General features: G+C 66.7%; 25 protein-coding genes and 2 tRNA genes. 14 read left to right on the forward strand and 13 right to left on the reverse strand.

All coding sequences use genetic code 11. The annotated features are described in order from the left end of the window. Nucleotides 1-216: 216 nt before the first annotated feature. From ACWPXK_RS02580 to ACWPXK_RS02595, 4 genes are all read left to right on the forward strand, one after another. Nucleotides 217-292 (forward strand) — tRNA-Ala (locus ACWPXK_RS02580). Between the two features lie 436 nt (nt 293-728). Next, nucleotides 729-1,454 carry a ParA family protein gene (locus ACWPXK_RS02585; protein WP_364322782.1) on the forward strand — a complete coding sequence of 242 codons (726 nt, stop codon included), beginning with the start codon at nt 729-731 and terminating at the stop codon, nt 1,452-1,454. Nucleotides 1,455-1,630: 176 nt separating this feature from the next. Then, nucleotides 1,631-2,281, forward strand: coding sequence for a hypothetical protein (locus tag ACWPXK_RS02590; RefSeq protein WP_454194386.1), 651 nt, complete (start codon nt 1,631-1,633; stop codon nt 2,279-2,281). Nucleotides 2,282-2,964: 683 nt separating this feature from the next. Then, the gene (locus ACWPXK_RS02595) at nt 2,965-3,489 is read left to right on the forward strand and encodes a C40 family peptidase (RefSeq protein ID WP_454195417.1); all 525 of its coding nucleotides are present in this window, start codon (nt 2,965-2,967) and stop codon (nt 3,487-3,489) included. Between the two features lie 81 nt (nt 3,490-3,570). On the opposite strand, the gene ACWPXK_RS02600 is transcribed toward ACWPXK_RS02595, so the two are convergent. Both ACWPXK_RS02600 and ACWPXK_RS02605 read right to left on the reverse strand, forming a co-directional pair. Then, entirely contained in the window at nt 3,571-4,761 is a 1,191-nt protein-coding gene (locus ACWPXK_RS02600; protein WP_454194387.1) for a hypothetical protein, read from the reverse strand. A gap of 44 nt (nt 4,762-4,805) precedes the next feature. Beyond that, nucleotides 4,806-5,510, reverse strand: a complete 705-nt coding sequence (locus ACWPXK_RS02605; RefSeq protein ID WP_454194388.1) for a YoaK family protein — start codon at nt 5,508-5,510, stop codon at nt 4,806-4,808. 256 nt (nt 5,511-5,766) lie between these two features. Here ACWPXK_RS02605 and ACWPXK_RS02610 point away from each other — a divergent pair, with 256 nt between their 5' ends. From ACWPXK_RS02610 to ACWPXK_RS02630, 5 genes are all read left to right on the forward strand, one after another. Continuing rightward, nucleotides 5,767-6,246, forward strand: a complete 480-nt coding sequence (locus ACWPXK_RS02610; RefSeq protein WP_454194389.1) for an SDR family NAD(P)-dependent oxidoreductase — start codon at nt 5,767-5,769, stop codon at nt 6,244-6,246. Next, a complete protein-coding gene (locus ACWPXK_RS02615; protein ID WP_454194390.1) occupies nt 6,243-6,746 on the forward strand; it encodes a pyridoxamine 5'-phosphate oxidase family protein in 504 nt (167 codons plus the stop codon). Before ACWPXK_RS02610 ends, ACWPXK_RS02615 begins: the two co-directional genes overlap by 4 nt. A 39-nt stretch (nt 6,747-6,785) precedes the next feature. Beyond that, nucleotides 6,786-7,715, forward strand: coding sequence for an acyl-CoA dehydrogenase family protein (locus tag ACWPXK_RS02620; protein WP_454194391.1), 930 nt, complete (start codon nt 6,786-6,788; stop codon nt 7,713-7,715). Between the two features lie 839 nt (nt 7,716-8,554). Beyond that, complete coding sequence (locus ACWPXK_RS02625) at nt 8,555-9,574, forward strand: ATP-binding cassette domain-containing protein (protein WP_454194392.1); 1,020 nt, start codon at nt 8,555-8,557, stop codon at nt 9,572-9,574. Next, nucleotides 9,571-10,419, forward strand: a complete 849-nt coding sequence (locus ACWPXK_RS02630; protein ID WP_454194393.1) for an ABC transporter permease — start codon at nt 9,571-9,573, stop codon at nt 10,417-10,419. Before ACWPXK_RS02625 ends, ACWPXK_RS02630 begins: the two co-directional genes overlap by 4 nt. Nucleotides 10,420-10,434: 15 nt before the next feature. On the opposite strand, the gene ACWPXK_RS02635 is transcribed toward ACWPXK_RS02630, so the two are convergent. Beyond that, complete coding sequence (locus ACWPXK_RS02635; protein ID WP_454194394.1) at nt 10,435-10,647, reverse strand: hypothetical protein; 213 nt, start codon at nt 10,645-10,647, stop codon at nt 10,435-10,437. Between the two features lie 105 nt (nt 10,648-10,752). On the opposite strand from ACWPXK_RS02635, the gene ACWPXK_RS02640 reads away from it, so the two are divergent. Then, nucleotides 10,753-11,280 (forward strand): peptidylprolyl isomerase, encoded by a 528-nt coding sequence (locus ACWPXK_RS02640; protein ID WP_454194395.1) that lies wholly within the window; start codon nt 10,753-10,755, stop codon nt 11,278-11,280. Nucleotides 11,281-11,284: 4 nt separating this feature from the next. Beyond that, nucleotides 11,285-12,157 (forward strand): rhomboid family intramembrane serine protease, encoded by an 873-nt coding sequence (locus ACWPXK_RS02645; protein ID WP_454194396.1) that lies wholly within the window; start codon nt 11,285-11,287, stop codon nt 12,155-12,157. A 60-nt stretch (nt 12,158-12,217) separates the two neighbouring features. Here the strand turns inward: ACWPXK_RS02645 and ACWPXK_RS02650 are convergent, their stop codons facing one another. Both ACWPXK_RS02650 and crgA read right to left on the reverse strand, forming a co-directional pair. Next, nucleotides 12,218-12,697, reverse strand: a complete 480-nt coding sequence (locus ACWPXK_RS02650) for a PH domain-containing protein (protein WP_454194397.1) — start codon at nt 12,695-12,697, stop codon at nt 12,218-12,220. Nucleotides 12,698-12,783: 86 nt separating this feature from the next. Next, nucleotides 12,784-13,050: a cell division protein CrgA gene (gene crgA / locus ACWPXK_RS02655; RefSeq protein ID WP_454194398.1), complete on the reverse strand. Its 267-nt coding sequence runs from the start codon at nt 13,048-13,050 to the stop codon at nt 12,784-12,786. A gap of 96 nt (nt 13,051-13,146) precedes the next feature. On the opposite strand from crgA, the gene ACWPXK_RS02660 reads away from it, so the two are divergent. Continuing rightward, nucleotides 13,147-13,791: an aminodeoxychorismate/anthranilate synthase component II gene (locus ACWPXK_RS02660; protein WP_454194399.1), complete on the forward strand. Its 645-nt coding sequence runs from the start codon at nt 13,147-13,149 to the stop codon at nt 13,789-13,791. Further along, the gene (locus tag ACWPXK_RS02665) at nt 13,788-14,468 is read left to right on the forward strand and encodes a RibD family protein (RefSeq protein WP_454194400.1); all 681 of its coding nucleotides are present in this window, start codon (nt 13,788-13,790) and stop codon (nt 14,466-14,468) included. The genes ACWPXK_RS02660 and ACWPXK_RS02665 overlap by 4 nt, the downstream gene beginning before the upstream one ends. Before the next feature lie 200 nt (nt 14,469-14,668). On the opposite strand, the gene ACWPXK_RS02670 is transcribed toward ACWPXK_RS02665, so the two are convergent. The 8 genes from ACWPXK_RS02670 to ACWPXK_RS02705 all read right to left on the reverse strand — a co-directional run bounded on the left by ACWPXK_RS02670 (nt 14,669) and on the right by ACWPXK_RS02705 (nt 25,164). Next, the gene (locus tag ACWPXK_RS02670; protein WP_454194401.1) at nt 14,669-15,088 is read right to left on the reverse strand and encodes a CBS domain-containing protein; all 420 of its coding nucleotides are present in this window, start codon (nt 15,086-15,088) and stop codon (nt 14,669-14,671) included. 109 nt (nt 15,089-15,197) lie between these two features. Next, nucleotides 15,198-17,090, reverse strand: coding sequence for a Stk1 family PASTA domain-containing Ser/Thr kinase (gene pknB / locus ACWPXK_RS02675; protein WP_454194402.1), 1,893 nt, complete (start codon nt 17,088-17,090; stop codon nt 15,198-15,200). Further along, nucleotides 17,087-18,595 carry a protein kinase domain-containing protein gene (locus ACWPXK_RS02680; protein WP_454194403.1) on the reverse strand — a complete coding sequence of 503 codons (1,509 nt, stop codon included), beginning with the start codon at nt 18,593-18,595 and terminating at the stop codon, nt 17,087-17,089. The genes pknB and ACWPXK_RS02680 overlap by 4 nt, the downstream gene beginning before the upstream one ends. A 37-nt stretch (nt 18,596-18,632) precedes the next feature. Further along, nucleotides 18,633-20,099, reverse strand: a complete 1,467-nt coding sequence (locus ACWPXK_RS02685) for a peptidoglycan D,D-transpeptidase FtsI family protein (RefSeq protein WP_454194404.1) — start codon at nt 20,097-20,099, stop codon at nt 18,633-18,635. Then, nucleotides 20,096-21,580: an FtsW/RodA/SpoVE family cell cycle protein gene (locus ACWPXK_RS02690; RefSeq protein WP_454194405.1), complete on the reverse strand. Its 1,485-nt coding sequence runs from the start codon at nt 21,578-21,580 to the stop codon at nt 20,096-20,098. Before ACWPXK_RS02690 ends, ACWPXK_RS02685 begins: the two co-directional genes overlap by 4 nt. Beyond that, nucleotides 21,580-23,100, reverse strand: coding sequence for a PP2C family protein-serine/threonine phosphatase (locus ACWPXK_RS02695; RefSeq protein WP_454194406.1), 1,521 nt, complete (start codon nt 23,098-23,100; stop codon nt 21,580-21,582). The genes ACWPXK_RS02690 and ACWPXK_RS02695 overlap by 1 nt, the downstream gene beginning before the upstream one ends. Beyond that, the gene (locus tag ACWPXK_RS02700; protein ID WP_014980860.1) at nt 23,097-23,564 is read right to left on the reverse strand and encodes an FHA domain-containing protein FhaB/FipA; all 468 of its coding nucleotides are present in this window, start codon (nt 23,562-23,564) and stop codon (nt 23,097-23,099) included. The genes ACWPXK_RS02695 and ACWPXK_RS02700 overlap by 4 nt, the downstream gene beginning before the upstream one ends. Before the next feature lie 205 nt (nt 23,565-23,769). Continuing rightward, nucleotides 23,770-25,164, reverse strand: a complete 1,395-nt coding sequence (locus ACWPXK_RS02705; RefSeq protein ID WP_454194407.1) for an FhaA domain-containing protein — start codon at nt 25,162-25,164, stop codon at nt 23,770-23,772. 226 nt (nt 25,165-25,390) lie between these two features. On the opposite strand from ACWPXK_RS02705, the gene ACWPXK_RS02710 reads away from it, so the two are divergent. Then, nucleotides 25,391-25,473 (forward strand) — tRNA-Leu (locus ACWPXK_RS02710). Nucleotides 25,474-25,680 lie beyond the last annotated feature (207 nt).

Below are 25,680 nucleotides of genomic sequence, written 5' to 3' on the forward strand. Positions count from 1 at the left end.
TCGGTATCGGGCGGGAGCATCGATGGCGGCCAGCGCGGTCGTCGGGCGGGAATTCGAGCTCCAGCCGTTCTGGGCTGACCCCGACCAGAACAGTACGCTGGGGCCATGAAGATTCTTCTCACCGCCGGTGTCGTGATTCTGGTTCTTTTCGGCATCTCCAAGCTGCGCCAGCGCGGCGACGCGGACACGTGGCACGAGGTGACCACCCGCTGATTCGGGGCCTTAGCTCAATTGGCAGAGCACTGCCTTTGCAAGGCAGGGGTTAGGGGTTCGATTCCCCTAGGCTCCACCAATGGGAGGCGAGTGCTCGTGGCGAGCACTCGCCTTTTTTGGTTCCGCGTGTCTTGTGGGGGTGCAACCCCCACGCCCCGCCCGGCGGGCTTCGCCTCCCCGGGGCCCCCATCCTGGCTCGCAGGCCCGTTGGCCCTGGGGACCCCATCCAGTTCGCCAGCCCGTGGTGCTGAACCCATCCAGTTCGCAAATCCCAGTGCCGCTATGACCTCGATCTGCGGTTTCGTCCAGCCCTCTGAATTCGGCTGCCTCGAGCGGCTGAGCTAGCGATCTCACCACTTCACCGCGGCGAATAAGGCGGCTTTGTGTCCAATTGGACACACCAGCGGTGCTGCGGCGGTGGCGACAACAGGCCGCCGCAATCAGCCGATATTCGGTGGCGCTGTGCCAGACTTGCCCCGCACAGTAATGCACTCCTCACCCTCGGAGGACCGTCCATGACGAATTCTGTTGCGCCACTCGAATTGCCCGAACCTCTGGTCATCACGCTGGGGAATCTCAAGGGCGGCGTCGGCAAGACGACCTCGGCGTTCTTCTTGGCGAGTTACTTCGCTTCGGTGCACCGACTGCGTGTGCTGGTGATCGATGCCGACCCGCTCAGTCAGACCGGATACTCCTGGCACCGGCGGCTGGTGAAAGGGGGAATCGAGGTGCCGTTCGAACTGGTGGCTTTCCCCTCCCGGCATGTCGACGATTGCATCAGCGACAAGGCCGCCGATTTCGACGTCATCATCGTGGATGCCGGAGGTGAGTCGGCCGAGATCTTCAAGGCCGCCATCCCGCAGAGCGATGAGCTCTTGCTGGTGACGAGTGTGAGCCCGTCCGAAGTCAAACGGGTGCCGAGTACATTCAAGGCCGCCGAGGAGGCGGCAGCCGGTAGCAGCCGGGAAATCCGGGTGCGGATCCTGATGACCAAAGTCCCGGTGATCATGAAGAACGGCGTGAACGTCTCGACCGAATATCGGGCCCAGCGGCGGAATCTGGAGAGTGCCGGCTACGACGTATTCGAATCCTATTTGAGCGCCTGGAAATGGTACCGGGAGGCGGCCGACGGAGAAGTCGGCGAGGGCGCCGAGAACCCGATCGAAGACTTGGGTGAATATCGTCAGGTGGGTGACGAGCTGGTGCGCTCCTACCGGCTACTGATGGAGGTGCCTGCCTGATGCCTCCACAGCGGAGAAAGGGCTCGATCGGCGGCGGGAATCCGCTGGCCGACGCTGCCGAGCACACACCTCCGGTCTCGCCGCTGCGTGATGCCGAATGGCGGCGACCGAATGCTGCCGATGCGGACGTTTCCACGACATCGTCGACACAAGGCGCGGCTTCGAATGTCTTGACGATGCCGGTGCCGGTCGGGGGCGACGGGCCACTCAGCGATCGGGAGCGGGCGCAGTTGACGGCGTGTGAGTCGTCCATCGACACGCTGCGCATCGCGTTCTGGGCCGCTGGTCGAGCTCTGCAGATCGTGCGCGACGGGCGGCTGTACCGCGACAGTCACGAGACCTTCGACGAGTATGTCGAACAGCGGTGGGACATGCAGCGGTCATACGCGCACAAGCTCATTCGCGCGTGGCCCCTTGCCGCCAGGCTGCATCCGATCGCACCCGCCATCAACGAGGGCCAGGTCCGGGAACTGCTGCCGGTCGTCGCCGAACACGGTGAGGACGCGGCGGTCACCGTGTACACCACCGTGGCCGCCGTCGCGGACGTGAAGGTGACCGCGGGGAAGCTCCGCCAAGCCGTGGCACTGGTTCCCGAGCGCTATGACGAGCACGTGGTTGTCGAGCGGATCCAGGCGTGGTTGCGGGGTGAACTGCCGGACGACCCGAACGACCGGGCGGCAAGCGTGTTCAGCGCCATGGAATCCCGGCTCGCCGCGCTGACCCGCAGAGTCGTCAAAGGTTCGAGCCACGACCCGGCCGCGGCGCGTGAATTCGCGGCGAAACTCCGCACGATCGCCGAACAGATCGAGGAGCAGATCACCGCCTGAGGTCCCATCGCCACCAGTGCCCCGCAGCCGGACGCATTCGCTGCGGGGCGCTTTTGTGTTGCAGGCCGTGAATGCCGCGTGAGCTTTGCTCGAGAATTCTTGAAACGCCGCTACGGCAGTTATTACTTTGTTATCGAATTCGGGCGTGTTGGACTTTGCGTTGTGTGCTCTATGCCGAAAAGTGAATGCTCGGATCGGATCCGCTGGACTGACGAAACACCGTGATGGTTTTCGAATCAATTCGAGGTCTTTGGTTGGGTCCCACGCGCCACGAACTGCGGCGTCGTACGGCCCGCCACCGGCCGACGATATGAGCATCGGAGGACCGCATCATGGCATCATCGACCGACGTCCGATATATCTGCTACCTGCGGCGTGCTGTTTTTTGGACGCTTGCTGCGGGAGCTGCCGCACTCATGGGCATGCTGATCGAAGCCGGACCCGCATCGGCCCAGCCGGTCACTGTTCCCGGCATGGGGACATTCGAAGTCTCCGACGAGATTTCGCTTCCCGGCACATTTGCAGAACCGCTCCGGAACAACGCCATTCTCCCGGTCGCGGAAGCCCCGATCCTGGCCGAGGTATCGGAAGAAACTCCGATCCTGGCCGATGTCTCCGAAATCGAGTTCCGGACTTCCATTCCGGTTCCGCAATTCGAGATCGCACCCTTTACCCCGGCTCCGATAATCGAGCTTCCGATATCGGTGTCCGTGCCCGCGGTCGAGGTGCCGGTGGTCGCGGTTGTCCCGCCGATCGAGATTCCGTTCCTCAATGTTTTTCCACCGATCGACCTACCGTTCCAAGCTGGGCCGCCGGAAATCATGCCGCGGGCGCCGACCCCGCCCGCCGCGGCGGCGCCGCGGAAAACCACCGGCGAGATCGCAGTCGACGCCGCACGGACCAAACTCGGCGCGGACTACAGCTACGGCGCGGTCGGACCCGATTCCTTCGATTGCTCGGGATTTGTGCAGTGGTCCTACGGGCAAGCCGGCGTCGACCTTCCCCGCACCAGCCAGGAGCAGCTCGCCGCCGGTACACCGGTACCGCTGGACGAGCTGCAACCAGGCGATGTGGTGTCGTTCTACGGCGGAAGCCACTCCGCTCTCTATGCCGGTGAAGGCAAGGTCATCCACGCGTCGACATACGGCATCGGGGTGACCACCTCGCCTCTCTCATCAATGCCCGTGTCGGGCGCCCGCCGATTCTGACCTCCGCCCGTGAACATTCCTCGCCACCGGGATCTGTCCCCGGGCCGACCGGGTAGGTACGGTTCGGATTCCCTGCGCAAGTCAGAGCGAGACCGCGGCAGCCTTCAGCTTGGCCAGGGTCTCGGTATCGGGCCACTCGCGGATCTCGTAGCGCCGGGGTGACAGGTTCGGGACCGGTGTGAGGCCGGTAAGGGTCGCGACGGTATCGAATGGGACCTCGAAAAGACCCTCCGGTTCGCCGTTCTCGCCATCTCGGCAAAACGCGACGTAGTCGGCTTCCGGCAGAAGGTATTCGACGCCCTCGCCCCAGACCGTGATCGTGTAGGGACCGTTGTCGCCATGGCCGTACACGACCGAGCCGACGTAGGCGGGCTCGACGTCATAGGGAGTGAACTCGAAATCTCGCTCGACGATCTCGTTGAGAATCTGGGCCTGAGCGTCGTACTCGGTTACTGCCAAACCGCATCGGGCGCGCTGCACCGCGGGCAGGTGGCGGTGTGCGGGCGAGCGATCGAGCGGAATCACCGCGCCGGTGTCGTCCACGGTGTATCCCTGCGGCGAGATCGGGCGGACCGCGTCGCGATACTGCTCCTCGACCACCTCGAAGACCTGCTCGAGCTCGTCCCCGCCGGGCGTGATGATCAGGGTGTCGATGTCGGGCATGAACGCGACCGGCGGCTCGGCTCCGGCGCCGGAGCCGGCGAGCCACCCGGGAAGCAGGGGCCAGGAGGCGCAGTAGCCGTCGCCGTCGTCGACGAAACGCAGAATGCCGGATTCCTTGATGCCGGTGAAACCCACCATGGCGCCGAGGTTCTCGCGAGCCGCGGCGAAGACCTCGTCGACCGTGACGCCCCATTCGCGTACCGACGCGTAGTTGACGATCGATCGAGCATTGGCCATGTCTATAGCGACCAGCTCGTCCACGAAGGGGAACGCGGGTCGCGCGATCGGGCGCAGCTCGGGTTCGGGCACATCCACGCCGAAGCTGTTGGGCCGCAACACCGGCCGTAGTGACGACCGCACCGACGGCCAGTCCTGCTCCGGGCCTTGCAGATCGCGCAAGGCTTCGAAGTGCCGGGCGATGCGGGCGTCGCGGTCCGCGTCGTCGAGATCGCGGGTCTCCCGAAAGATATTGTGCAGATTGAGAATCAGATCGCCGGTGCGTATCGCGAACTCATCCTGGTTGTACTCGATGTCGGTCTCGCCGCGCGCGGACAGATGTTGCATGACGAGCACGGCGAACGCGTCGGCTTCGTCGTCGAATTTCTGCACGCGGCCACCGTAGCCGCGAACACCGACAGACGCATGGCGGATGCTTACCGCGTGAGGGGACCGTGCCGGTCGAGGTGCAGGTAGGTGTAGCCGGTGACGATCAGGCACACGACGGTCGCGGTGATCAGCATGGCCCAGCCCGCGACGACCAGGCTCAACAGTCCACCGAGCAGGGCGCCGAGCGCGAAACTGGCGTAGAGCAGGAAGTATCCGAGCCAATCCGCGTAGTCGCCCCCGCTGAGGTGTCGTTCGATGCCCTGGCCCAGTTTGACCAGCGTGCCGGTGACGTAACTCAGTGGCACCGACACCTCCTCGTTCTGCACGAACGAGGTATTGAGCGCGCCGACTCCGAACGCCACGAACATGATCGGCAGCAAGCCGATCCGCTCGGCGATCGTCTGGTATTCCAGGATGTCGACAACAGAAGCCACCGCCAGGCAGACCGTGGTGAGCAGGGTGGCACCGTGGGGGTGCCCGGACCAGTAGCGCCTGCGGCACCAGGAGGCGACCACGACACCGGACAGGAACGACAGGAGTAGACCGGCGGCCGCCACCGCCATGTCGGGCTCGTCGTGGAAATACCCGAGGACCGCCCGTTCGGTATTGCCCGTCATGAACGTGACGAAATAGCCAGCCGTATGCATGAACGCCGCCGCACCGATCAGGCCGGCGAGCGCGGCGAGCACCCAGGACAGTCTGGCTTCGGCGTCGAAGAGTGTTCGATGGCGACTAACGTCCGGTTTCGGCACAGGTCCGGCTCCTTCGGGGACGGGTGCGACACCTCAGTGATACAGGCTCGTCCACGGAATTCGCCCACGCAGCGCCGATGTTTGCCGACGGATCGCCATCGGCTCAGCCCGGATCCCCTTCTGTCGAGGCGCAGTCGGTACCCGTGCGGTAACCGAGTGACTTCGAAGTGCCGTCTTCCCAGGTCGGTCTCGGTGACGGAAGATGCTGTCGGTTACAAAAAGTAACCACGGAGTGCAGAGCGGAGGACCTCTGATCGTGAACGCAGGAAAGAAGGCCGTGGTAACGGGTGGGACGCACGGTATGGGGCCGGCCATCGTCGAGGCCCTGCTCGCCGAGGGCGTCGAGGTGGTGCTGACCGGCCGCAACGAGGACAACCTCGCGCAGGCTCGGGCCTGCTTGGCCGGGCGGCCGGCACATGTCGTGCGGTCGGACGCGGCGGTCGCGGCCGACATCGACGCTCTCGGCGCGCTTGTCGAACAGCGGCTCGGCCGGGTCGACGCACTGTTCGGCAACCACGGGACCGCGGAATTCCAAACCCTGGACGCCGCCACCGAGGAATCGTTCGACCGTCAATTCGCGATCAACACCAAGGGCGCGTTCTTCACGGTCCAGCGGCTGGCGCCGTTGGTCGCCGATGGCGGCTCGACGTTCACCACGGGAGTCGAGCTTCCGGTCGACGGAGGTTGGGGCCAGGGGCTCGGTGGCCCCGCGCTGGCGGAGGAGGCGGCGGCATGACGCAGAAGGTGTCGTCGTTCGCCGAGATAGCGGACGAGTTCGACGACTACATCGGGCGGATCGTCTACGCGACGATGGTGACGGTGGACAAGCGGAATCGGCCGCGCACGAGGATCCTGATCCCGATCTGGGAGACCGTGGACGGGCGTCCGATCGGGTGGCTGGCGACCTACCGGACGCCGGTCAAGGAGGCACACATCGCGAACAATCCGCATGTGAGCTTTTCGTACTGGGCGCAGGGCAGCAACAACTCCGTCGCCGTCGACGCCACGGCCGAAGGGGTCGACACCGTCGATATCCGGCAGCGGGTGTGGAAGCTGTACCGCCGAACCAGTCCCCACGGAGCCGGCTACGACCTCGGCCAGTTCTGGCGCTCGCCGGAGGATCCCAAGCTGCGGATCCTGCGGTTGGATCCGTGGCGGATCCAGGTGATCCGCGGCAGGGATCTGCGCAGCCGGATCTGGCAGGCATCCGCCGCGGCGCGGCCGGCCGAGAGCTGAGTCCGCGGGGATCGTTCGCCGCTCGGTTACCGTGCTGAGGTGGATTCTCTGTTCGACTTCCTGCTGACCGAGCCCCTCGCGACGGCGCCGCTGAACGATGTCGCCGCCGCGTGGACGCGACACCGGGTGGCTGCGAACCGATTCGATCGGCCGGTCGATGTCGCGATCGCGGGCGGCTTCGGCGCCGATCGGCTCGGTTTCGCGTTCCTATCCGGCTATCAGGAGGCGCTGCGGACACTGATCCCGGATTTGTCGGACGACGAGATGGTCGCGATGTGCGCGACAGAAGAAGGCGGCGGTCATCCCTCCGCGATCCGCACCACGCTCACCGAGCGGGACGGCGTCTGGTTGCTGAACGGCACGAAGTCGTTCGCGACGATGGGCGCTTTCGCGCATCGTCTGGTGGTGATCGCTAGCGTCGGCACTGCCGCGGATGGGCGAAACCGGCTGCGGGCCACCATGGTCGACGCGCACGAGACCGGCGTGCGTCTGACCGGACACCCCGCGCTCGCGTTCGCGCCGGAGGTCCCGCACGCCTCGGTGCTGCTGACCGACGTGCCCGCGCGGGTCTTGCCCGGCGATGGGTATCTGGACTACCTCAAGCCATTTCGCACGATCGAGGACATCCACGTGCTGGCCGCCACGCTGGGCTGGCTGGTGCGCGTGGCCCGAGCGTCGGATTGGCCGCAGCAGAGCCTGCAGCGGCTGCTGACCGCGGTAGCCGCTGTTCGCGGGCTGGATATCGATGCGCCGACTTCGCCGGGGGTGCACATCGTGCTCGGCGGGGTCTTCGCGTTCTTCGGTGACGTGCTGGCCGGTCTGGATCCGCTGTGGGAGTCCGCGGACACCGTGACGCGGCAGCGGTGGGAGCGGGACCAGCCGCTGCTGGCGACGGCGGGGCGGGTGCGTGGGCAGCGACTCGCCGCGGCGTGGCGCACCGTGCAACCGGATGCCGGCCGGACGGAATAGGCATACTGCCTGCCCTCGGAAATGGGAGCGGGCCTCGGCGAAGGGGGGGAGTTAGCCGAGGCCCGCGTAAGGTCGGCCCGGGGGGGAGGGGCCGACGTGAATGATGCTACTCGATGATCCGCGATTGTGTGTGCGTGGGGACGGCCACTTTTCAAGTTTTTTCGGTTGGGCTTACCTTCCCGCCGGTTGATGGCCGCCGCGGGTGACCGACCGGACCTTCGCGCCGTTCCTGCCCGATGGCCTGTCATTTGCCAAAAGCCGTGGCCAACAGGGTGTTCCATGCCGCAGCAGCCCGGTGACGTGCTGCGGCGACCCGCGGCGCGGAACGTGCCGACCGGTCGCCGCAAGGGCCGAATCCGTCTCGATTCCATGCGTGTCGGCGCGCGCGGACCGGCACACCGCGTGTCGCACACTCGCAGCCGCCGGAAGTTGTCATACCCCGATGCGAACATGTGTTCGTGTCCATCGTCTCGACAGCTCGTGCAGAGCACACCCGCTCGGTCCGCCGTTCTGCGTTCTGCGGTATGCGATCCGAGTATCGGTCTTTGTCCATTCGGGTAGTCCGCTACGCACGCCCTGGCGCGTGGGCACGCGGGATCATCGAACCGGTCGCATTCCGATCCGGTACCCCCGAGCACCGACTGGATCGGAATGCGGCCTTCGCACGCCGCGCCTGCGCTGCGCCCGTTGCCATCCCGAAACAAATCGGATGAATTTGTCGGTGGCCGGCGCAATACTGACTCGAGTATCGGCCGGGTCACCCGATCCAGCGAATTGTCGGCGTCCGGATGCCTGGCGCCGCACGGAACGATATCGAGAAACTCAACCTCAGGAGAATCATGCCCGACGCAATAGTCGCCGAGGGTCTGGTCAAACGATACGGCCAGCTGGTGGCCCTCGACGGACTCGACTTGACGGTCCCGGAAGGCACCGTCACCGCACTGCTCGGACCCAACGGTGCGGGGAAAACCACTACTGTCCGGGTGCTCACCACCCTCCTGGTGCCGGATGCTGGACACGCGACGGTCGCGGGAATCGACGTGCTGCGCGATCCCCAGATCTTGCGTTCCCGCATCGGTGCGTCGGGCCAGTACGCCGCGGTCGACGAATATCTCACCGGCTTCGAGAATTTGGAAATGGTGGGACGTCTTTATCACATGGGCGTGCAGCGAAGTAAGGAACGCGCGCGCGAACTGCTCGACCGATTCCGCCTCACCGACGCCGCGGACCGACCCGTTAAGGGCTACTCCGGCGGTATGCGGCGGCGCCTCGACTTGGCGGGCGCACTGGTCGCGAATCCGCCCGTCTTGTTCCTCGACGAGCCGACCACCGGGCTCGATCCCCGTGCGCGCCTCGATCTCTGGGATGTCATCGAGGAGTTGGTCGCGGGCGGCACCACATTGCTGCTCACCACCCAGTACATGGAAGAGGCCGACCGGCTCGCCGATTCCATCGCGGTGATCGACCACGGCAAGGTGATCGCCAAGGGCACCGCCGATGAGCTCAAGGCCCTGGTCGGCGGCGACCGCATCGAACTCACCGTCGATCGAGCGGAGAATCTCGTGACCGCCGAGGCGGCGCTGAAGACCTTGGCGGACGGCGAGATCCATCTCGAGCCCGGATTGCGCCGGATCACCGTCCCGGTGGCCGACGGATCACAGGCGCTGGTCGAGGCGGTCGGCAGGTTGGCCGAGCACAACGTGCAGATTCACGACGTCGGCCTGCGGCGCCCTTCGCTCGACGACGTCTTCCTCACCCTCACCGGCCACGAGGCGGAAACGCCCGCCAACGGTGCCGAGGCGAACGACAGGCTGGCAGCCGGCGACAAGGTGGAAGCCATGGAAGGAAAGAACCGATGACCGCGACGACTCCGGCCCTGGTACGGCCCACGCTGGGCGAGCGACTGTCGATAGTGGTCAGCGACAGCGTGACCATCGCCAAGCGCAACGTCATCAAGATCAAGCGGGTACCCGACGTCCTGATCTTCTCCACCCTCTCGCCGATCATGTTCGTGCTGCTGTTCGCCTATGTCTTCGGCGCGGCGATCGACGTGCCCGGTCTCTCCGGCGGCTACCGCGAGTTCCTGATCGCGGGCATTTTCGCGCAGACCGTGGTGTTCGGCGCGACCTTCACCGGTGCGGGCCTGGCCGAGGACATGCAGAAGGGCATTATCGACCGGTTCCGCTCGCTGCCGATGGCGTCGTCGGCGGTGCTGGTCGGCCGCACGATCAGCGATGTGGTGATCAATGTGGTCAGCCTGACGGTGATGTCGCTGACCGGCTTGTTGGTCGGCTGGCGGATCCGTGGTTCGTTCCTGGACGCGGTGCTGGCCTATGTGCTGCTGTTGCTGTTCGCCTACGCGGTGTCCTGGATCATGGCCGTGGTGGGTCTGCTGGTCCGGACGCCGGAGGTGTTCAACAACGCCAGCTTCATGGTGATCTTCCCGCTCACCTTCATCGCCAACACGTTCGTGCCCAGCGACAAACTGCCCACCGTGCTGCGCGTGATCGCGGAATGGAATCCGGTCTCCGCGCTCACCCAGGCGACCCGCGACCTGTTCGGCAACACCAGCCCGCTGGCGCTGACGCCGGATGCGTGGTCGCTCCAGCACCCGGTGCTCACCTCACTGATCTGGGTGGTGGTGATCCTGGTGGCGTTCGTGCCGCTGGCCCTGCGTCAGTACAAGAAGACGGTCAGCCGCTGATCTGTTCCTCCGCGTCTAGCGATCCCGCTCCGCGCCGACCCCCGTGGCGGGGGTCGGCGCGGAGCCATTGCGGGAGTATCCGATGCGCGGTGGCGCGGGGGCGGGTTCCGGCTGCTGGGGCCGCCGGGTGCGGACCAGATAGGCCACGCCACCTGCCAGCGCGACGGCAGCTGCGACGATGAGCCGGTTACGTGAACGCGAAGAGACATGTAGGCGCCCCGAGGTCATTGGACCACTCTGGCACAGCCTGGCGATTCGTGCAGGAGCCCCAGCTCACAGCGCGGCTCTGCCCAGTTCCGCGGGGTCGTCGGCAATCGTGGCACGATGGGCGGCGTGACCTCCCCGAACCAGACATCCGTGGCGACTCTGCACACGAGTCACGGCGATATCAAGATTTCGCTTTTCGGTAACCACGCCCCCAAGACGGTCCGCAATTTCGTCGGTCTCGCCGACGGGTCGGTGCCGTACACCACAGCGAACGCCAGCGGGGGCAGCTCCGGGCCGTTCTATGACGGCGCGCTGTTCCACCGGGTGATCGCCGGTTTCATGATCCAGGGTGGCGATCCGACGGGTACCGGCCGCGGCGGCCCCGGCTACGAGTTCGGCGACGAGTTCCACCCGGAACTGCGTTTCGACCGCGGCTACCTGCTGGCGATGGCCAACGCGGGGCCCGGCACCAACGGGTCACAATTCTTCATCACCCTCCGCCCGCAACCGCATCTGAACCGCAAGCACACGATCTTCGGGGAAGTCGTGGATCCCGATTCGCGGAAGGTCGTCGACTCGATCGCGACCACCAAGACCGATCGCGACGACCGCCCGCTGGAGCCCGTCGTCATCACCAAGATCACGATCGATTGAGACTATGATTCCTCAGCCGCCCGCACCGACGTGCGTCCGCCACCCGAATCGTCCGACCGGCCTGGCCTGTACGCGGTGCGGTCGACCCTCCTGCGCGGAGTGCCTGCGTCCCGCGGCGGTCGGCCAGCATTGCGTCGACTGTCTGCGTCAGGATCAGCGAAGCGTTCCGCCGGTGCGGACGGTCTCGGGCGCACCGGCGGCCCGGTCGTCGACACCCGCGGTGACCTACGCGCTGATCGCGATCAATGTGGTGATCTTCGCGATCACCGCGGCCCAGGCCAAGAGCCTGATGGACAACCAGCGCGGCTCGGCGTTGTTCCTGGACTGGGTCCTGTTCGCCCCCGCGGTCGCGGACGGCCAGTGGTGGCGGGTGCTCGGTTCCGGCTTCCTGCACTACGGTCCGATCCATCTGCTGCTCAATATGTTCGCGCTGTACGTCGTGGGCCGAGACTCCGAGCTGGTGCTGGGGCGGCTGCGCTATCTGGCGGTATATCTGGTTTCGCTGCTGGGCGGTTCGGCCGGGGTGATGCTGTTCGCCCAGAACAGTCTCACGGCGGGCGCATCCGGTGCGGTGTACGGCCTGTTCGGCGCCATCACCGTCATCCTGATCCGGTTGCGGCAGAACCCGAATCAGATGCTCATCATCATCGGCATCAACGTATTCATCAGCTTGTCGCTACCCGGCATCTCGCTCTGGGGACACCTCGGCGGTCTGGCGGCGGGCACGGTGGCGACGCTCGGCATCCTGTTCCTGCCCGGGTGGTTGCGGGTGAAGTCCCAGGAGACCGCGCGGCTGGTCGGCTGGGTGTCCCTGGGGGTTGTCGCGGTCGCGGCGTTGGCGGCGGTGGGCGTCAGCGCGGTCGCGCTGGCAGCCTGACACGAAATTCGCTTCACGTGAAACATCGCGACCGGCGTGTCGTGTCGCTGCGGCCCGGAATCAGCGGGTCTTGTCCTCGGAGAGGCGCAGTGCCTCGACAATGTCGTGGTACACGACCTCGGGATTGACGCCCAGATCCCAGCGGCCGAAGATCAGCAGTCGCTCCGCGCCGTCACGCTGGACATCGAGTTCCAGCATGGGTGTCTTGCGACCGAGGCGGCGGTAGCCGACCACGCGGGCCCGGATGATCTGGTCACGGGTGTATTCGTCCGGCCCCGTCAGTGTGCGGACGACCAGACGCGGCTGTGCTCCGGGCCGCACGGAAAGGCGCGGTCGCTGCCGGAATCCGAGCCCGGCGAGAGCGAGAAGGCCGACTGCCGCCAGCCCGACGAGCAGACGACTGGGCGCATCGGCGCTGAAAACCGCGGCCACGGCCAAGACGAGGCCGCCCACGGTGACCGACACGAGCGCGGCGGTCGGGGTGGTCCACACCATGCGCGGCTCGTCGCTCGCGCCGGAATCCTGAGGCTCCGGAGTCAAGGCAATCCCCAATCGCTCCTCGAGTTGTCCACAGGCTCATCCACAGATGTGCATGAATGACACGTCTGTAATCCGCGTCGGTGCGGTCAGCGCCAGCGCATGGTCATGATCAGGCCCACCACCATCAGGCCGAAGCCGATCAGGAAGTTCCAGGCGTTGAGGTCGTTCATCCAACTGATCTGTTCGGCCGCCAGGTAGTAGACGAGCAGCCAGATCAGCCCGGCGAGCATAAAACCGAGCATGATGGCGACATACCAGACCGGAGATGGCCCGGCTGCCTTCACCTTCACCGGGGTCCGGCTGGCGGGGTTGATCGTATAGTCGGTCTTCTTACGGACCTTCGACTTGGGCATGACGTCCTCGTATTCGGCGTGCAGGTCGTGCCCCTAGGCTATCCCAACTGGTAATGGGTGCGACGCGGTGCCGGGCGGGGACGTAATCTCGATGCCATGCGTGTTCTGGTCGTCGACAATTACGACAGCTTCGTGTTCAACCTGGTGCAATACCTCGGTCAACTGGGTGCCGATGCCGTCGTCTGGCGCAACGACGATCCGAACCTGGCCGACGTGGACGCGGTCGTGCGCGACTTCGACGGCATCCTGATCAGTCCCGGCCCCGGCACCCCGGACCGTGCGGGCGCCAGCATCCCGTTGGTGCGTGCCTGCGCCGAGCAGGGCGTTCCGCTGCTCGGCGTATGTCTGGGCCACCAGGCCATCGGCGAGGCGTTCGGCGCCACCGTCACCAGGGCTCCCGAGCTGCTGCACGGCAAGACGAGCGAGGTGTTCCACATCGGCGCCGGTGTGCTCGCCGGTCTGCCCGACCCGTTCACGGCCACGCGGTACCACTCGCTCACCGTGCTGGAGGACACCCTTCCGGAAGAGATCGAGGTGCTCGGACGTACCGAGAGCGGGATCGTGATGGCGATGCGTCATCACACGCTGCCCATCCACGGCGTGCAGTTCCATCCCGAATCGGTGCTGACCCAGGGCGGCCACCGCATGCTGGCGAACTGGCTCGGCGTATGCGGGGAGCGTCCTGCCGAGGGCCTGGTGGAGACGCTGGAAGCGGAGGTCGCCGCGCTGGTGGTGCAGTGACCCGTCCCTATGTGCTGCTGTCGGTCGCGGTGAGCATCGATGGGTACATCGACGACGCGAGCCCGGAACGGCTGCGCCTGTCCGGCGCGGCGGATTTCGATCGCGTCGACCAGGTCCGCGCGGACTCCGATGCCATCCTGGTCGGGGCGCAGACCCTGCGCAGGGACAACCCGCGCCTCCTCGTCGACAGTGCGGACCGCAGAGCGGCCCGCGTCGCCGCGGGCAAACCGGAGTATCCGCTCAAGGTGACGGTGTCGGCGAGCGGCGACCTGGACCCCGGCCTGCGGTTCTGGCATCACGGCGGCGGCAAACTCGTCTACACCACCGACGCGGGCGCGGCGAAACTCGCCGATCGGTTGGCCGGTCTCGCGGAAGTGGCCGCTCTCGGCGCGGAACTCGATTTCGGAGCGTTGCTGGACGACCTGGGCCGTCGCGGCGTCACCCGCCTCATGGTGGAGGGCGGCACCCGCGTCCACACCGCTTTCCTCGCCGCCGACCTGGCCGACGAACTGCACGTCGCCGTCGCTCCCATCCTGGTCGGCGATACCGCGGCGCCGCGCTTCCTCGGCGACGCGCAGTACCCTGGCGCGCCACATCGCAGGATGCGGCTCGCCGAGGTAACCCAGGTCGGCGATGTCGCCGTACTGCGCTATCTGCCGAAGGCGCATTCGGTCTGAGGTTCGGCACCGTTCGGCACGAAGGCGAACCACTTCAACGCGGCTGCCGTGCACCGACCGATCCGGCGGTGGGAGATCCCTCGAGTTGTCATCGCCAGGCGAGATCTCGTGATCGATGTGCCGGTGCGGAAGCTACGGCAGCCGCCGTCGAAGTAGCCGAACCCAGCGGGCGGTGTCCCTGCCTGGATTACTCGCCGAACCTAGGGGCGTCCGTAGACAGCGGTGACGAACTCGCCGAGTTGGTTGTCGTCCAGGTGCCTGGCCAGATCCGCCTCGCTGATCATGCCGACCAGCCGCTTGTTCTCGATCACCGGCATGCGCTTGACCCGGTTGCTTTCCATCTCGTCGAGAACGACCTCGATGTCGGCGTCGGCATCGACCCACCGCGGCGTCGCTTCGCACAGTTCTTCCACCCGCGTGCCGGATGGCGATTTGCCCTGCGCGATGCACTTCACGACGATGTCGCGGTCGGTGACGATGCCGCACATCCGTTCGTTATCGTCCGCGATGACCAGGGAACCCACGCCGAGTTCGGCCATGAGTTTGGCGGCCCTTTCGACGGTTTCTTGCTTGGAAATCCACTGTGCGCCGGGCTTCATGATGTCCCTGGCAGTGGTCATGAGCTACCTCCTTGTGGTCAGCTGCGCTGATTAGGATGAAGCAGCCCTATTCTCCCGCAATCCACACCGAATGGTCTCGTTTTCTGGATACCGCAGACGGTCTCGAGACTCAGGCGATCGCTCCGGTCGTGATCGCGATGGTGGAGTTCTTGCCGATGGACGAGCCTGCCGACGGTTGCTGAGCCACGATGCGGCCGACATTGCCCGGATCGAACACCGTGGACTGACTGATCTGCGAGAGACTGCCGGTCCAGCCGCTCTGGCGCAGTCTGTCCACCGCCTGCGCGGGAGTCAGGCCCCGGATCTCCGGCATGCTGATCTGGTCGCCGGTGGATACCTGGAGAACCACGGTCGATCCCTTGTCGGCCGACGAACCGCCGGCGGGTTTGGTGCCGATCACCTCGCCCTTCGGCTGCGAGGAGGCGACTTCCTGGATCTGAACCTTGAAATTGGCTCCCTCGATATTCGGTTGCGCGACGTCGATCGACTGGCCGATCACGTTCGGCACCCGAACCTTCTCGGGTCCGCCACCGATGACGACCACGATGGGCCGACCCGCGTCGACCCGGGAGCCCGCCGCGGGCTCGGTGCCGATCACCTTGTCGGTGTCCTGGGTACTGGAGGGCTTGCGCTCCACGTTCGGGTCCATCTGCAGGCCGATGGAGTTGAGCTTCTGCTCGGCCTCCTGCTGGGTCAGACCGTCCAGCCTCGGCACCTGGACCTGCGCCGGTCCGCTGGACACCTGAACCGTGACGGTGCTTCCCTCGTCGATCCTGGAGCCACCGAGCGGCTGCGTGGCGATCACATTGCCCGTGGCGACCTTACCGTCGGGCTTCTGCTGGATCGCCACCGTGAATCCGAGCTTCTGCAGCGCGTCCTGCGCCTGCTGGGCGGACTTGTTGGACAGGTCGGGAACCGCGACCTGGTCCGGTCGGCTGCCCGGACCGATCAACACCCAGAACAGCGCGAGCACCACGGCGATCGCCGCGGCGGCGCCGAGTGCGATATAGGCGGTGCGGCGCTGGCCATCCGGGTCGGCCGGCTCCTGCTCGGCGGTGTCGTCGTTGCGTTCGATGGTGCGGTAAGCGCGCGGCGGGGGTTCGTCCGAGCCCATGATGGTGGTGCGATCCTCTTCGGTCATCACCATCGGGGCGCTGGGCTTCTGGCCGCCGAGCACCCGGATCAGGTCGGCGCGCATCTCGGCCGCGGTCTGGTACCGGTTGGCGGGGTTCTTGCTCATCGCCTTGAGCACGACCGAGTCCAGTTCGCGCGGAACGCCGGAGAACACGTGCGAAGGCAGCCGCGGATCCTCCCGCACATGCTGGTATGCGACGGCGATCGGGGAGTCGCCGGTGAAGGGCGGCTCGCCGGTGAGGATTTCGAACAGCACACAGCCGACGGAGTAGACATCCGAACGGGCATCCACCGTCTCGCCGCGAGCCTGCTCCGGCGACAGATACTGCGCGGTGCCGATCACGGCCGCGGTCTGCGTCATCGGGTTCGAGCTGTCGGCGATCGCGCGGGCGATGCCGAAGTCCATCACCTTCACCGCGCCGGACCGGTTGATCATGATGTTCGCGGGCTTCATGTCGCGGTGCACGATTCCGGCCTTGTGGCTGAAATCCAGTGCGGCACAGACATCCGCGACGATCTCCATCGCACGCCGCGGCGGCAGCGGGCCCTTGCCGCGCACGATGTCGCGCAGTGTGTCGCCGTCCACGTACTCCATCACGATGTACGGCAGCGGACCGCCGTCCACCTCGGCCTCACCGGTGTCGTAGACCGCGACGATGGCCGGGTGATTGAGTGCGGCGGCATTCTGCGCCTCCCGCTTGAACCGGAGGTAGAACGTGGGGTCGCGCGCCAAGTCGGCCCGCAGCACCTTGATCGCCACGTCCCGGCTCAGCCGGATATCGCGCGCCTTGTGCACTTCGGACATGCCGCCGAACCCGATGATCTCGCCCAGCTCGTAACGAGAGGAGAGATTCTTCGGGGTCGTCATGGCTGTCCTTGCGAAGAAGTAGCGGATCCGCTGCGGGAGGCCGTGGGGCCTTGGGCACCAGGGATCCCGGGAAAGGGTATTTGGATGGTCGGAACGCGCGGCAGGGTAGTGGTGGTCGGCGCGGTCGTCGTCGGCTTCGTCGTGCTCGGTGCCGTGGTGGTGGGCGGCGTGGTCGTCGTCGGCTCCGGGGTCGTGGTCGTCGGCTCGGTGGTGATCGGTTCCGGAATGGTCGTGATCACCGGCGGAGGCGCTGGCTTGGGAGTGGTGGTGACCACCGGCGGGACCGGCTTCGGACTCGGCGCGACCGTCGAGGTCGGCGACGGCGTCGAGTCCGGGTTGGTATCGCCGCCGAACAGCAGGTACGTCGTGATCGCGCCGAAAAGCAGGGCACCGAGGCCGAGCCCGGCCAGCCATTTCTGCGTCGAGGTGGGCCGTTTGCCGCCGGGCGGCTGATTGCCGTCGGCGCTGCGGCTCAGCATCGTCGCCGGAGCCGCGGCCGCACTGGCGCGAGTGGCCGGACCGACCGCCCCGGCCGCGGGCGTCGAGTAGCGCACCGTCGCGCCGTCGAAATCAGCCGGTGCGGAGGGGATCACGGCCGTGGGGCCGGGCGGCAACACGCGGGTGGCTCCGGTCAGCGGTGCGCCCGGATGGGCGCCGCTCGGCGGCGGTGGACGACGGCCGGCGCGCACCGCGGCGACCGCGTCGGCGAACTCGCCGCCGCGGGCGTAGCGACGCCCCGGATCCTTCTCCATCGTGATCTCGATCAGTTCGCGCACGTTGCCGGGCAGATCGGCGGGCATCGGCGGCGGGGTCTCGCGGACATGCTTCATCGCCACGGTGATCGCGCCGTCGCCGGTGAACGGCCGCTGCCCGGCGAGTGCCTCGTATCCGACCACGCCGAGCGCATACACGTCGCTGGCCGCGGTGGCGTCCTCGCCGACCGCCTGCTCCGGCGCGATGTACTGGGCGGTGCCCATCACCATGCCGGTCTTCGTCACCGGCGACGCGTCCACCGCCTTGGCGATGCCGAAGTCGGTGATCTTCACCTGACCGGTCGGCGTGACCAGGATGTTGCCCGGTTTCACGTCGCGGTGCACCACGCCCGCCCGGTGCGCCACGTCCAGCGCACGCCCGGTCTGCTCCAGCATGTCCAGGCCCTGGGCCACCGACAGCCTGCCGAGCCGGTTCAGCACGGTGTTCAGCGGCTCGCCTTGGACCAACTCCATGACCAGGTAGGCGGTCTCGCCGCCCTGTGGGTCGATGGTCTCGCCGTAGTCGAAGATCCCGGCGATACCGGGGTGATTCAACTGGGCGGTCGTCTTCGCCTCGGTGCGGAACCGATGACGGAAGGTGGGGTCGGCCGAGAACTCCGACTTCAGCACCTTGACCGCGACTCTGCGGTCGAGCCTGGTGTCCAGGGCTTCCCAGACCTGGCCCATCCCGCCGGTCGCGATCAGTCGATGCAGCCGGTACCGGTCGGCGATCATCGCACCGTTGTTCAGCATCGAGGTCCCCGTACCTTCACTCGCACATCCATATCGTTCAGCCCCCTCGAAGACCCGCGTCCAGGACCGCGCGAGCCACCGGCGCGGCCACCGAGCCGCCGGTCGCGGCCAGCGCCCGGTCCCCGCCGTTCTCCACGATCACCGCGATGGCGATCTTCGGGTTCTGCGCGGGGGCGAACGCGATGTACCAAGCATGCGGCGGCGTCTTGCGCGGGTTGGTTCCGTGCTCAGCGGTGCCGGTCTTGGACGCGATCTGATACGGGGACTGGCCACCTCCGGCGGTGTTGCTCTCCGACGCGACCATCAGGTTGGTCAGAGTCGACGCTACCTCCGCGCTGACCGCTTGTCCGACCGAGACCGGTTTGGTCTTGGACAGCTCGCTCAGATCGGGGCCTTGCAGCTGATCGACCAGGTAGGGCTCCATTCGGACGCCGCCGTTGGCGATGGTCGCCGCGACGACCGCGTTCTGCAGCGGGGTCAGGGCCACGTCCCGCTGCCCGATGCTGCTCTGCGCCAGCGCCGCGTCATCGGGGATCGTGCCGACGGTGCTCTCCGCCACCGGCATCGGGATGCCGCGGTGCGGTCCGACGCCGAACGCGGCGGCCTCGTCCTTGACATTCGCCGCGCCGACCTTGACGCCGAGTTCGGCGAATGCCGTGTTGCACGACCGCCGGAACGCCTCGAAGAGCGAAGCGGTCGGGTTGGGGCCGCAGGTGGAGCCGTTGTAGTTCTCCAGGGTGGTCGTGGTACCGGGCAGCGTGATGTTCGGTGCCGCGGTGAACTGGTCGTCGGGGGTCGCTGTGCCGTTGGCCAGCGCAGCGGCGGTGACAACCACTTTGAACGTGGAGCCGGGCGGGTATGTCTGTGAGATAGCGCGATTCAACATCGGATGGCGTGGATCCGCACTCAGGGTTTCCCACGCCTGGGTGCCGCGTGCGCCGTCGTGCCCGGACAGCCGGTTCGGGTCGTAGCTCGGCGTGGACACCATGGTGAGAATCTTGCCCGTGCTCGGCTCGATGGCCACCACCGAGCCGGTGTAGCCCTTGCTGGTCATCTGTTCGTAGGCGACCTGCTGCATCACCGGGTCGAGCGTGGTGAGCACGTTGCCACCGCGCGGATCCCGGCCGGAGACCAAGTCGACGAGGCGGCTGCCGAAGAGCTTGTTGTCGGAGCCGTTCAGCACCGAGTCCTCGGCACGCTCCAACCCGGTGCTGCCGTATTGCATCGAGTAGAAACCGGTGGCCGGCGCGTACGCCTCGGGATCGGTCGGATAGGTGCGCAGGTACTTGTACCGGTCGTCGGTCGCGACCGAGCTGGCCAGCACGGTGCCGCTGGCCGAGATCTGCCCGCGCTGGCGGGAGTACTCATCCAGCAGCACCCGCGAGTTGCGCGGGTCGGAGCGGAGATCGTCGGCCTTGATCACCTGAACGTAGGTGGCGTTCGCCAGCAGCGCGACGACCATCATCATCACCGCGACCGCGACTCGGCGTAGTGGAGTGTTCATATCGCGGCCCCCGCTTCCGGTCGTCCCGCGTCGCGGCGCAGGAACTCGGTCTGCGCGTCGGCGATCGGCGCCGGTTCCTTCTTGCGCACCGGCGCGGGCGCGCGGGCGGCGTCGGAGATCTTGATCAGCAAAGCCAGCAAGGCGTAGTTGGCCAGCAGCGAAGAGCCGCCGTAGGACATGAACGGTGTGGTGAGACCGGTCAGCGGAATCAGTTTGGTGACTCCGCCGACGACGACGAACAGCTGGATCGCGATGGTGAACGACAAGCCGGCCGCGAGGAGCTTGCCGAAGCTGTCACGCACTGCCAGCGCCGTCCGCAGCCCGCGTACCACGAACACCAGGAACAGCACCAGGACCGCGGTGAGCCCGATCAGCCCGAGCTCCTCGCCGATCGTGGTGATGATGAAGTCGGTCTTGGCGAAGGGCACCTGGTTGGGCCTGCCGCTGCCGAGGCCGGTGCCCGCGAGACCGCCCGTGGCCAGCCCGAACAGCGACTGCGAGATCTGGTAGCCGGTGTTGTTGTAGTCGTCGAACGGGTGCAGCCAGGTCTCCACCCGGACCCGGACGTGGCCGAAGAGCTGGTAGGCGAAGAAGAACCCCAGCGCGAGCAGACCGCCGCCGATGACCAGCCAGCCGACCCGTTCGGTGGCGATGTAGAGCATCACCAGCACGGTGCTGAAGATCAGCAGCGAGGTACCGAGATCCTTCTCGAACACCAGCACGCCGATGCACACGATCCAGACCGCCAGAATGGGACCGAGATCGCGGCCGCGTGGGAACTCCATACCGAGCACGTGGCGCCCCGCGGCGGTGAACAGCTCGCGCTTGGCGACCAGCACCGAGGCGAAGAAGATGATCAGCAGGATCTTCGCGAACTCACCCGGCTGGACACTGAACCCGGGCAGCCGGATCCAGATCTTCGCGCCATTTGTCTCGGAGAACTTGCTGGGCAGGATAGCCGGGATGGCCAGTGCGACAAGGCCGATCAGGCCCAGGGTGTAGCTATAGCGGGCGAGCGTGCGGTAGTCCGGCAAGGCGATCAGCAGGGCGATGAACACGAGCGTGCCCAGCGCGGTCCACAGAATCTGCTGATTGGCGTCAGGAGAGGGAAGCGCCCACGAGTTGTAAGCGGCGGTCTGCTGGTCGGCCAAGTCGAGCCGATGGATCAGCACGAGCCCGAGTCCGTTGAGCAGCGCGACGATCGGCAGCAGCAGCGGATCGGCGAACGGAGCGAACCGCCGTACCGCCAGGTGCGCGATACCGAACAACGCCAGATAAGCCAGACCGTACTTGGCGATATCCAAGGTGATCGACTGTTCCTGACTGGCTTCGACCAGGAAGAGGGACACAGTCGTGATCACCGCCGCCGCGGCCAGCAACAACAGTTCGACATTTCGTCTGTTGCTCGGCGGTGGCGCGGGAGCGAAGCCGCCCGGGGGACTGGGAAAGGCTCCAGCCGACGGCGGTGACGGTGCGGACATCAGTCCGTCACCCGACAGTTCTCCCCCGTGGTCTGGGGGTTCGGCGACGTGCTCGACGGCGGGGCAGGAGCCTCGGACTTCGTCGGTGTCTTGATCTCGGTGCCGCGTGCGTCACCCTGCTCCGGCGCTGGCGCTGGCGCTGGCGCTGGCGCTGGCGCTGGCGCAGGAGCAGGGGTGGGCGACGCCGGGGCGGGAGCAGCGCCGTTGGGCGCGGGCTCGGTGGGCGGGACTACACCCGGTTGCGGTGCCGATTCCTTGACCGGGCACGGCGGCAACAGCTCGCGCTGGGCGAGATAGGTCATCGAGTCCCTGGCCTTGTCCAGCGAACCCGGCGGCAGCCCCTTGTCCACCTGATCGCGGCCGGTCTGCTTCAGATCGCTGACCTTCAGCGGCTTGCACGAAGACGGCACATCCTCGCCCGGCTCGGTCAGGGTGAGTTCCCCGTTGCGGGTCACACAGCCGACCAGGTTCACGTCGTGGATGGAGTAGCCCAGGATCGATCCGGGCAGCCCGCGCAGGATCACCACCGAACCGTCGTCGGCGCCGACGTAGTAGTTGCTGCGGATCATCTTGTAGCCGACCAGGAGCCCGACGCACACGGCGACGACCAGGGCCAGCGCGAGCACGATCCACCGAAGCCGGTGCGACTTCTTGACCGGGGGCTCCGGTGCGGCGGCGGCCCGGCGCGGCGCGGTGCGCGGCGGACGCAGCGCGGAGGCCCGGCCCGCGGCCGTGTTGGGGGGCGGCGTGTCGTCGTCGACGCCGGATGCGGCGCCCGCCACGATCGGGTGGCTCTGGCCGTAGTCCAGATCGATGACGTCGGCCACGACGACGGTCACGTTGTCCGGACCGCCGCTGCGCAACGCGAGCTCGATGAGCCGATCGGCGCATTCGTCGGTGGTGCCCTCGCGCATCGTGTTCGCGATCGTCTCGTCGCTGACCACGTCCGACAGCCCGTCGGAGCACAGCAGGTACCGGTCCCCGGCGCGCGACTCACGCATGATCAGCGTGGGCTCGATCTCGTTTCCGGTGAGCGCACGCATGATCAGCGACCGCTGCGGATGCGAGTGCGCCTGCTCGGGTGTGATCCGGCCCTCGTCCACCAGTGACTGGACGAAAGTGTCGTCCCGGGTGATCTGCGTGAGCTCGCCACCGCGCAGCAGATACGCCCGCGAGTCGCCGATGTGCACGAGGCCGAGTTTCTTGCCCGCGAACAAGATCGCGGTGAGCGTGGTGCCCATGCCGTCGAGCTCGGGCTCTTCCTCGACTTGATCGGCGATGGCGGCATTGCCCTCACGGGTCGCCGCGTCGAGCTTGCCGAGCAGGTCGTCGCCCGGCTCGTCGTCGTCGAGGTGGGCCAGCGCGGCGATCATCAACTGGGACGCGACTTCTCCCGCGGCATGGCCGCCCATCCCGTCGGCGAGCGCGAGCAGTCGTGCGCCCGCGTACACGGAATCTTCGTTGTTGCCTCGGACGAGACCGCGGTCGCTGCGCGCTGCGTAGCGGAGAACAAGTGTCACGATCGCAGCTCGATCACTGTTTTGCCGACACGGACCGGAGTGCCGAGCGGAACTCGGACGGCGGTGGTGACTTTCGCGCGATCGAGGTACGTGCCGTTCGTCGAGCCGAGGTCTTCCACGTACCAGTCGTCACCGCGCGGAGACAGCCGCGCATGTCGAGTCGAGGCGTAGTCATCGGTGAGTACCAGCGTGGAATCGTCCGCACGTCCGATCAGCACCGGTTGGGTGCCGAGCGAGATGCGGGTGCCGGCGAGTGAACCCTGCGTCACCACAAGAAATTTGGCGCCCTTCTGGCCCCGGCTGAAGGACGGCAGCACCGCGGAGCCGCGTGCGGCCCTGGGCTGGATCCGAATGCCGGATGCCGCGTAGATGTCGCTGCGCAACGTGCGCAGCACAGCCCACACGAACAACCACAACAGCAGAAGGAACCCCGCACGGGTCAGTTGCAGGATCAGTCCCTGCACGGCGCTCCACCTCCTGTTCGACCGTGTACGTCGGTGCCGTAGGTGCGGTTCGACCACCCCCACCAGCCTGCTGGTCTTGCCGGCCCCGGTATCGGCGCCGCGCGTGTGTTGGCAGCATCATAGGGCCGTCGGTCGATTTCGATCACGATACGACCGACGAATCCCTCGAGAGCCATCTCGTGACCTGCATCGCGAGCTTACGGGATCAGACGATGCGGATCAGGATCTCGGAGTGCCCGGCACGGATGACATCGCCGTCGGCGAGCTGCCAATCCTGCACGGGAGAACCGTTGACCAAGGTGCCGTTGGTGGAGCCGAGATCGGACAACATAGCGGTCTGGCCGTCCCAGCGCACCTCGATGTGCCTGCGCGAGACGCCCGTGTCGGGCAGGCGGAAGTGCGCGTCCTGGCCGCGGCCGATGATGTTGCTGCCTTCCCGTAGCTGGTAAGTCCGGCCGCTGCCGTCGTCCAGCTGAAGGGTGGCCGAGTAGCCCGAACCGGTCTGCGGCGCGGCGCCGTAGCCCTGGCCGCCCGCGTAGCCCTGCGGCGCGCCGTAACCCGGCTGCTGCGAGTAGGCCTGGCCGTAACCGCCCTGGTCATCCTGGCCGTAGCCGCCCTGGTCGGGGTAGTTCTGATCGCCGTAGCCAGGGTCGTTGTAGCCCGGTTGCGCGTACCCGGACTGGCCGTAGCCCTGGTTTTGCTGGCCGTAGCCGGATTCGGCGTAGCCCTGCTGGCCGTAACCCGGTTCGGCGTAGCCCTGCTGGCCGTAACCGGCGTCGCCATAGCCCTGCTGCCCGTAACCCGATTCGGCGTAGCCCTGCTGGCCGTAACCGGCGTCGCCATAGCCCTGCTGCCCGTAACCCGATTCGGCGTAGCCCTGCTGGCCGTAACCGGCGTCGGCGTAGCCCTGCTGGCCGTAACCCTGGCCGCCCTGCTGGTAGTCGTAGCCGTTCTGGTAGTCGCTGTAACCCTGCTGTGCGTCCGGGGCCTGGTAATCCGCTCCGTACGCGCCACCGCGGCCGTAGTCGTCGCGGTACGCGCCGTTCTGCGGACCGCCGCGACCAGCAGGCGGTGGAGCGTACCCGCGGTTGCGTGGATCGGACTCCGCGGGCTCACGGCTCGGGTCGTAGCCTGAGTTCTGCGTCATGGGGCCAGCTCCTGGTTGCGGGTTTGCAGGTCGTTGTGGCGGCGATTCGGGGCGGCGAGCCACGCTGGCTCTGCGGCCGACATCGGGATCGACGCGGCCGCTTGCCCTGAACTGTCCGGTGTGCAGCGTAGGTGATGCCTCGAACGCCACGTGTACTTCGCCGTAGGTCTGCCAGCCTTGCTCGCGGATGTAGTCCTGTAGATGTTTGGCGAACGCGCGTGTGGTGAGGTCGTGGTCGGCGTCCAGCTGTTCGTGATCCGAGGAGTTGATCGTGATCACATAACTGTTAGGCGCCAGCAGATGCCCGCCGCCGAGTTCCTGGACATGATCGGCGGCCTCGCGTTGCAGTGCCGCCTCCACCTCCTGGGGCACGACATTGCCGCCGAACACTCTGGCGAAGACGTCCCCGACGGCGCCCTGGAGGCGACGCTCGAACCGCGAAACGATGCCCATCTCGGCCTCCCTTCGGTGAGCGTCTCTTTCCTGATTCGTAACAACGACACGCGTGTATGGCGTGTCGCTTATCGACCACGTTCATTGCATGATATCCACGATCGTCCACACCTGTAACTCTTGGTGACGGCGCGGGGTTCCCTGGCCGGTTCAGACCCCCTGTCAGGCCCCTGAAATGGCGATTTCGTATCCGGCGCGGGAGCGTGATACTGTCTCCCAGTCGCTCGGGCGAGTGGCGGAATGGCAGACGCGCTGGCTTCAGGTGCCAGTGTCCTTCGGGACGTGGGGGTTCAAGTCCCCCTTCGCCCACTTCACTCGTGGAAGGCCTGTGCTCGCGGAGAGCGCGGGCCTTTCTCGTTTCGTCGTGTTTGTGGGGGTGCAACCCCCACGCCCCGCCCGGAGAGGGGCTTCGCCCCCCGGACCCCCCTCCGTTGGTGGTTGCGTTGGGCGGGGACGGTTGCGCTGGGCTGACAATGTGGTCGGAGTCTCACATAGGCACTGGACTTCCGTTTCTGA

The sequence above is a fragment of the Nocardia sp. Marseille-Q1738 genome, from assembly GCF_965283145.1.